Consider the following 2,644-nt stretch of genomic DNA (forward strand, 5'->3'; position numbering starts at 1 on the left):
TCGCCAGTGCCGAGCCGTTCACCGTTCCGGCGCTGGAGGCCGCGCTGCAGGCCTATTGCGAACTGACCGGGGAGCAAACGGGTACACTGATCCATGCATTGCGACTGGCGACCACCGGGCAGCCGGCTGCCAGCGCCGAGGCGGTGTCGTGGCCGAGCGTGCCGAAGGCGAAGGGGAAGTTGCTGGCACCGAGGACCGCCACCGGGCCGAGCGGGACCCGGAGCCGGCGCAGGTCGGGGGCTGCGTCGCGCGCGTGGTCGATGGTCGCCGCGAGCCAGGAGCCCTCCGCGGCGACGTCGGCGTAGAACCGCAGCTGCTGGGCGGTGCGGGCCAGCTCGCCCGACAGCCTGGTCTCCCCGAGGGCCGTCTCCCGGTCGGCGGTGGCGACCAGCTCCCCGGCCGTCCCCTCCTCGACCAGGGCGTCGGCCAGCGCGTTCAGCCAGCCTGCGCGCTCACCCGGCGTCGCGGCGGCCACCGCGGCCGCCGCGGCTGCGGCGCGGTGCACCGTCTCGGTCACCTCGTGGGGCGTGCTCACCTCGAGGTGACCGACGACCGCGCCGGTCCGCGCGTCGTAGCTGGTGTCGGCGCTCATCCGAGGTCCGCCACGCCCTCGGCCAGGACGTCCAGGGCGTCGTTGAGCTGCTCGTCGGTGATGACGAGGGGCGGAAGCAGCCGGATCACGTTCCCGAAGGTGCCACAGGTGAGGGTGAGGACGCCACGGGCGTTGGCGTACGCCGCCACGGCCTTGGCCGCGTCGGGGTTGGGCACGATCCCGCCCGGCTGCACGAACTCCAGCGCGAGCATCGCCCCCCGGCCGCGGGCCTCGCCGACGTACGCCGAGGACTCGGCGAGCCCGGTGAGCCGGGGCAGCGCCAGCTCCTCGATGGCGCGGGCCCGGCCGACCAGGTCGCGGCTCTCGATCAGCTCGATCGCGGCCAGGGCGGCGGCGCACGCGACCGGGTTGCCGGCGTAGGTCCCACCGAGGCCGCCGGGGTCGACCGCGTCCATGATCTCCGCGCGCCCGGTCACCGCGGAGACCGGCATCCCCCCGCCCAGCGCCTTGGCCGTGGTGATCAGGTCCGGGACCAGGCCCTCGTGCTCACAGGCGAACATCGCGCCCGTGCGGCCGAAGCCGCTCTGGATCTCGTCGGCGACGAACACGATCCCGTGCTTGCGCGCGAACTCCTGCACCCCGGGCAGGAAGCCGTCGGCGGGCACGATGAAGCCACCCTCACCCTGGATCGGCTCGGCCACGATGCAGGCCACGTTGTGGGCGCCGATCTGGGTGAGGATCATCTCCTCGAGCGCGGCCAGCGCCTCCTGCGCCGCGTGCTCGGGGCCGCCCGGCCAGCGGAACGGGTACGCCGTGGGCGTGCGGTAGACCTCGCTGGCGAAGGGGCCGAAGCCCTCCTTGTAGGGGACGTTCTTGGCCGTCATCGTCATCGTCATCAGGGTCCGGCCGTGGTAGGCGTGGTCGAGCACCACGACCGCCGGCCGCCTGGTGTGGGCGCGCGCGATCTTCACGGCGTTCTCCACGGCCTCCGCCCCGGTGGTGAACAGCGCGGTGCGCTTCTCGTGGTCACCGGGGGTGAGCCGGTTGAGCGCCTCGGCCACGCCGACGAAACCGTCGTACTCGGTCACCATGAAGCAGGTGTGGGTGAACCTGGCGGCCTGCTCGGCGACCGCCCGGGCCACCTCGGGTGCGGCGGCGCCGACGCTGGTGACCGCGATCCCGGAGGCGAGGTCGACCAGGCGGTTGCCGTCGACGTCGACGAGCAGCGCCCCGTCGACGTGGTCGACGAACACCGGCAGCACCACCCCGAAGCCGCGCGGGAGCGCCTTCTCCCTCGCGGCGTGGAGCTCGCGCGAGCGCGGGCCGGGGATCTCGGTGCGCAGCAGCCGGCCGGTGGCGGGTGCGGTCTCGACGGTCATGCAGGCTCCTCGGGTCGGCGGCGGACGTCAGGTACCACGCTAGGCCGGGAGGAGCCTCGGCGCTCTGTACAGTTGGTCCAGTGGAGAGCGATCTGATGGACACTCCGTCCACTCCGACCGGTGAGGGGACGGTCGGTCTCCGCTGGCTGCTGGCCCGCCCGGAGCTGGGTCTGCGCCCCCTGCACCTGACCGACGGCGACCCGGCCCTGTCCTGGGCACACGCGATCGAGCTCGAGGACCCGAGCCCGTGGCTGCGCGGCGCCGGTCTGGTGCTCACCACCGGGCTCAGGCTGCCGCGCAGCCGCGCCGGGCAGGCGGCGTACGTCGCCCGGCTGGTCGCCGCGGGCGCCCGGGCACTGGGCTTCGGGACCGGGTTCCGCTTCGCCAGCGTGCCGCCCGGGGTCCAGGAGGCCTGTCGGGACCTGGGGCTGCCGCTGGTGGAGGTGCCGCTGCCGACGCCGTTCCTCGGCGTGGTCCAGGCGGTCTCGGACCGGCTCGGCGAGCAGCGCCGCCAGCGGCTGCAGGAGGCGCTGGCGACCCAGCAGCAGCTCACCCGCGACGCGTTGCGCGGCGGGGCCCCGGCGGTGGCGACGTCTCTGGCGCGAGCCCTGGGAGGCGGGGTGCTGGTGCTCGACCCGGACCTGGGCGTGCTCGCCCGCGCGGGCAGCCGTCCGCCCACGATCGCGGCGGTGGCTGCGGAGACCCGGGGGCG

The 2,644-nt window shown here is 74.7% G+C and carries 3 protein-coding genes; 1 reads left to right on the forward strand and 2 read right to left on the reverse strand.

The window, feature by feature from the left end:
* Window positions 1-52: 52 nt before the first annotated feature.
* Together PLP61_RS16385 and gabT are read right to left on the reverse strand one after the other, a co-directional pair.
* On the reverse strand, window positions 53-592 hold the full coding sequence (locus PLP61_RS16385; RefSeq protein WP_324503832.1) for an aldehyde dehydrogenase family protein: 540 nt from the start codon (window positions 590-592) through the stop codon (window positions 53-55).
* Complete coding sequence (gene gabT / locus PLP61_RS16390; protein WP_324503833.1) at window positions 589-1,932, reverse strand: 4-aminobutyrate--2-oxoglutarate transaminase; 1,344 nt, start codon at window positions 1,930-1,932, stop codon at window positions 589-591. The genes PLP61_RS16385 and gabT overlap by 4 nt, the downstream gene beginning before the upstream one ends.
* Window positions 1,933-2,027: 95 nt before the next feature.
* Between gabT and PLP61_RS16395 the strand changes: the two genes are divergently transcribed.
* On the forward strand, window positions 2,028-2,644 hold a 617-nt coding region (locus PLP61_RS16395), incomplete at its 3' end, for a PucR family transcriptional regulator ligand-binding domain-containing protein (RefSeq protein ID WP_324503834.1).

It is taken from the genome of Nocardioides sp., assembly GCF_035429765.1.
Lineage (GTDB): Bacteria > Actinomycetota > Actinomycetes > Propionibacteriales > Nocardioidaceae > Nocardioides.